A 4,957-nucleotide genomic window follows, 5' to 3' on the forward strand; every position below is an offset into this window, starting at 1 on the left:
ATCGAGATGGCCGGCCGAACCTATGAGCCCACGACGGCCGAGACCGGCTACTTCCTCGCGGACTGGGTCCGGCGGACCCGCTCGAAGAGCATCGACCCCATCGTCATCCGGGACAATTGGACGGCGGCCTATCACTTCGTCTCCGGCCCGGCGATCGGACAGCTGAACGCCTTCGCCAAGGCCAACGACCCCTTCGCCAACGCCGGCACCCAAGCGGTGAATGTCGAGATCGTGTCGGTGCTGCCGCGCAGCGCACACACGTACCAGGTCCAATGGCGCGAGACGCAGTTCAACGCCGGGACCTCCGGCGTGACGGAGGCCTGGACGGGCCTGTTCACGACCAAGGTCGTGGCGCCGAAGAACGAGGCCGAGCTGAGGGCCAACCCGCTGGGGATCTACATCACCGAGTTTCAATGGAGTCGTGAGCTATGAGCGCCTTGTCCACCAGACGGATTTCCATGGGCGCTGCGGCGGGCTTGCTCGTGTTGCTAGCGGCGTCCGCGAGCCCGTCGGCGGCGCAGACCATCGCCCCCCGCTCGGGGACGACAGCGCCTGCCCGGCCCGTGGCTCAAGCGCCGGTCACCCTCGCCGAGTGGGCGCCCTCCTCGACCGCCCGGCCGGCCCCGAAACGTCGGTCGCCGCCCCGCACCTATGCGCGGCCAACAGCCCTGACGACGGTCCAGTCGGCCAACAGCAGCGCGCGCGATTACCCCAGGGCAGGCTCCTATGTGAACGCCGCGCTCTACTACGACTTCGAACCGGGACGGCTCTACACCGTCAACACCAGCCCGCGCTTCTTGACCGCGATCTCGCTGCGCCCGGGAGAAAAGCTCGTTTCCAAAGCGGCTGGCGACACCGTCCGCTGGGTGCTTGGGGAGACCGTTCAAGGATCCGGCGCGACCCAGCAGGTCATCGTGATGGTCAAGCCGATCCGCGGCGGCCTGCGCACGAACATCATCCTGACGACCGACCAACGGACCTATCTACTCGAGGCCGTCAGTCACGAGGGCGACACCTACACCAGCGTTGTCGCCTGGAACTATCCGCAAGAGGAAGCCCGCGAGGCGCAAGCAGCCCAGGCGGCAGAAAGCCGAGGGATCGCCGCATCGGGCTTGGCCGTGGATTCCCTGCACTTCGGCTACCGCATCAAGGCCAGTGGCTTTCGCGCACCGCGCTGGCAGCCGGTTCGCGTCTTTGACGACGGCCTGAAGACCTACATCCAGTTCCCGCGCGACATGGCCACGACCGAGGCGCCGCCGCTCTTCCTGATCGGCCCCGACAAGCAGGCCCAGCTCGTCAACTACCGCTACCTCGGCGGCTACTATGTCGTGGACCGGCTGATCGACGTCGCCGAGCTGAGGCTTGGCGAGCGCAAGCAGACCGTCGTGCGCATCACCCGCACCGGCGAAGGGGGTGGATCATGACCCACCTTCCGCCTGATCCGCCCTTGGCGTCGCATCCGCGCAAGGCGGCGCCGGAGAGTGTCCTGGCCGCTCCGCGAACCCCGGTGACGCGCTGGAACCGCAAGTACCTGATCGCCAGCGCCACGGGGCTCGCCGGGATCGTGGCGCTTGGCTTCTATCTTGGCTTTGGCGGCGCCCATGCGCCCCAGGCGCGACCTGACGCGCTGTCCGACGCCGCCGACACCGGCCAGGTTCAGACGCCCGCTATCTCCACCAAATATGCGGCCGGCTACGCCGATCCCGCACTGCAGACTCAGGCCCTGCCCGGGACCGCCGCCCTGCCGCCTCCGGAAGGCGCCCCCGGAGCCTTACCGGCGGGGACGCCACCTCCGCCTCCGCCGCTTGGCCAGGTGGATCCTGGTGTCCAGGCGGCGCGGGAACAGGCCCTTGCCGCGCGGTCCTCCGGCCCCTTCTTCGGTGGACCGCCGGCGGCGGCGGCCACGGCGCCGGCTGGAGATCTTGCCGCGCTCGCTCGCCCGATCGCGGCGTCCGCAGGGGCCGCGGGGGAGCCGGCGGTCGCCGAGGTGCAGCCCGCCAACGGCCAGGCGGCCAAACGGCAGTTCGCCGCCAACGCCCGGACGGACGACTACCTGACCAATCCTTTGCAGCCGGCGCTGAGCCCGTGGGAAGTGAAGGCGGGCAGCATCATCTCGGCCGCCCTCGTCACGGCGATCAATTCCGATCTGCCTGGCCAGGTGATCGCTCAGGTCACCGAGCCGGTCTACGACCACAAGACCGGACGGACGGTGCTGATCCCGCAGGGGTCGCGTCTTATCGGCCAGTACGACAGCCAGATCGCCTACGGCCAGAACCGGGCCCTGATCGCCTGGAACCGGATCATCATGCCCGATGGCCGCTCGATCAACATCGGGTCGATGGCGGGCGCCGATCTGTCAGGCGCGGCGGGCCTTCAGGACAAGACTGACGGCCACTTTGGCCAGCTGGCCCGTGGCGTCATCCTCTCGACCCTGTTCAGCGTCGGGGCGGCCGCCGCCCAGGACGCCGGCAACCGCAGCTCCGGGGCCCTCGTCATCAACTCGGCCGGCAGCGGCGTTTCCAACGCCGCCCAGCAGGTTGGCCAGCAGATCACCGGCCGCGATCTCAATCGTCAGCCCACCTTGCGCGTCCGCGCGGGTTGGCCCGTCCGCGTGCTCGTCAGCAAGGACATGATCCTCGCCCCGTACCCGTAAGCGTGAGTGTTTCCCGTGACCCCATCTGCAGAAAAGCTCGGCCTCTTCCTGCCTGAAGGCCTCCACCAGGACATGCTCGACACCGCCGAGCGCCTGAACACCCGCAAGAACCCTCGCGGCTGTGTTCGGCTGATCTACGAACGCGCTTTCCGCGAGCTCGTCGAGGCGCTCGACGGCGGCGAGGCGGTGACCTTCCCGGCCGTGCGCGGCGCCAAGGACCGCGTCTCGGTGCGGCTGTCCAAACCCCTGTGCGTGCGGATCCGGCGACAGACCGACGCCCTCAACCTCAAGCTCACGGACTTCGCTTTCACAGCGATCGACCGCTTCCTCCAGGCCACTCAAGGAGACGCCCATGACGCGCACCGCCAAGACCGCCCTCGCCCTGGGCAAGATCGATCTCGAGGAGAAGACGACCGACCTGCGCTTGAAGCTGAAGGGCAAGCTCGCCGTTGATCTGGCCGACTATCAGCGGGCCTTCGCCCAGGCCAATGACCAGACCCTCGAGCTCGACCAACTGGTGCCCCACATCCTCGCGGCCTTCATCGATGCCGACAAAGGCTTTCAGGCTTGGCGCAAGGCGCAACCGGCCTCGTCGTAACGGCACCCTGTTCGGGTTTTCGCTACAGGTGGGTGATCGGGTGCGGGCGACCACAATCCCTAGCGGGCTGAGTCGTAGCTTGGCGGACTCGTTTCCCGAACGGCGTCAACCGCCCGAATCGGCCCTTTTTGGCCAAAAGGGTGCAATTCCAAGCCTTTAGGAATCGTCAGACTCACTGAACGCTGTCGTCGACTGAGTCGCGTGGCGGACCCTCCGCGCGCGCCTGGTCGCCTCAGAGGACTTCATCTTGACCTAGACGAGACCCCTAAACGGCGAGAGCCCCCCGTTGGCGCGGGAGGCTCTCGGAAATCGCAGGCGCCGTGTGGTAGCGGCTTGATTTGATCGAGTAAGCCTAAGCGGCGCTTTTTGCGTCGTCAAGGCCTCGAACAGGAGACCTATGGTCTTTTGCCTGCCGGTTTCGCGACCGCGAAACGGCCTCGTCCCAGTTAGGAAGGGACGACATGCGAACGGCCTTATCGGGCGATGACTGGCGACCAGGTTTCGCCAAGCGCGCCCCTAACTTTGACGCGGTCTGCGCGCAGGCCCGGGCCTGGCGCTGGCAGCCGGGCGTCTCCGTCGCGCGGATCGCCGCGGCAGTGCTGAAGGGCACGCCCACGCTCACCGTGCAGCAGCGGATGACGCTGCTCCTCTATGTCGAGCACCTCAACCAGGATCGGCTGGAGCAGGACGTGGCGACCGTGTGGCCGGGGACCAGCCTGATCGCCGACTATCTGGGCTGCACCGAGAGCAACGCCCGGGCCCACAGGCGCGCCCTGGAGGCCGCCGGCTTCATGGTGCGCGACTACACTCGCGCCAATCGGCCGGCCGGCGTCGAGGCCTATGACCTCGCCCCCCTTGTGGCGCGGCTGGACGAATTGGAGGCGGCGGATCTCGCCGTCCGCGAAGCCGCTCAGGCCCGGAGGGCCGCCTATTCCGAACCTATCGTCTTCAATGAAAGAACTACCGCCCGGGCGCCAAGATTCACTCACCTAGAACAGTCCCATCAGAACGGCAGTTCTTCTGTACGAGGAAAGGACGCGCCTTCAGCGCGACACCAATCTGATGAGCGGCGGCCTGCGTCCGCCGCGCACCGCCAGGACACCAAATCCTCGGGCAGGCCTCGCAGCAGCGGACGGGACAGCGCCATTTGCTCTCCGGAGGGAGCAAGCGGTTTCTCCAGCACCTTTTCGGAAGGGTCCGCGCCCGCGGAAATGGTCCGCCAGGAGCTTAGGGCCGCCTTCCAGGTCTCTCCCCGCATCGGCGCGCTGGTCGGGCCTGCGGCGGTGGCCGACCCAGCCAGCATGTCACCTGCCGACCTCGCCCGTGTGGCGGCGGCCGTCGATGACCTCTTGCCCGAGCGGGAGCGGAACAACGACCAGACCTTCGCTTGGGCGCTGAAGCGGCACGGCGTCCGCGCCGTCGCCATGCTGGCGATCGCCATCGAGGACCCGGACGTCCGCAGCCCGTGCAAATATTTCGGCCGGATGGCCTCCTATGAGCCGAAAGGAGCGCCGGACCTGCGGCTCAACTTCGCCCGGGTGCTCAAGGCCAAGGGGGACATCCCGCCGCCCGAACCGCCGCCGGCGTTGATGGCCGCGCCAGGGGTGGACGATCCGGTCTGGCAGAAGATCGATGCGCCATTGCGCCGGCTGGTCCGCGAGGGCGCCTATGGCAGTTGGTTCAGCCGGGTCGGATTCCATGGGATC

General features: G+C 67.7%; 5 protein-coding genes. All 5 read left to right on the forward strand.

All coding sequences use genetic code 11. The annotated features are described in order from the left end of the window. The coding region (gene trbF, locus QZV94_RS23275) for a conjugal transfer protein TrbF (RefSeq protein WP_293682576.1) at nt 1-432 on the forward strand (432 nt) is incomplete at its 5' end. Further along, nucleotides 429-1,424: a P-type conjugative transfer protein TrbG gene (trbG, locus tag QZV94_RS23280; protein WP_293682578.1), complete on the forward strand. Its 996-nt coding sequence runs from the start codon at nt 429-431 to the stop codon at nt 1,422-1,424. The genes trbF and trbG, both read left to right, overlap by 4 nt. Next, nucleotides 1,421-2,653, forward strand: a complete 1,233-nt coding sequence (locus tag QZV94_RS23285; RefSeq protein WP_293682580.1) for a TrbI/VirB10 family protein — start codon at nt 1,421-1,423, stop codon at nt 2,651-2,653. The genes trbG and QZV94_RS23285 overlap by 4 nt, the downstream gene beginning before the upstream one ends. Nucleotides 2,654-3,005: 352 nt before the next feature. Beyond that, nucleotides 3,006-3,251, forward strand: coding sequence for a DUF2274 domain-containing protein (locus tag QZV94_RS23290; protein ID WP_293682582.1), 246 nt, complete (start codon nt 3,006-3,008; stop codon nt 3,249-3,251). 461 nt (nt 3,252-3,712) lie between these two features. Next, nucleotides 3,713-4,957 (forward strand): helix-turn-helix domain-containing protein (locus tag QZV94_RS23295; protein WP_293682584.1); only part of this gene is annotated, 1,245 nt, incomplete at its 3' end.

It is taken from the genome of uncultured Phenylobacterium sp., from assembly GCF_902826855.1.
In the GTDB taxonomy this organism is placed as follows: domain Bacteria; phylum Pseudomonadota; class Alphaproteobacteria; order Caulobacterales; family Caulobacteraceae; genus Phenylobacterium.

Coding starts and splice junctions, on each gene's coding strand:
- QZV94_RS23290 (WP_293682582.1), top strand. CDS start 3,006: ATGACGCGCACCGCCAAGACCGCCCTCGCCCTGGGCAAGATCGATCTC.
- trbG (WP_293682578.1), top strand. CDS start 429: ATGAGCGCCTTGTCCACCAGACGGATTTCCATGGGCGCTGCGGCGGGC.
- QZV94_RS23285 (WP_293682580.1), top strand. CDS start 1,421: ATGACCCACCTTCCGCCTGATCCGCCCTTGGCGTCGCATCCGCGCAAG.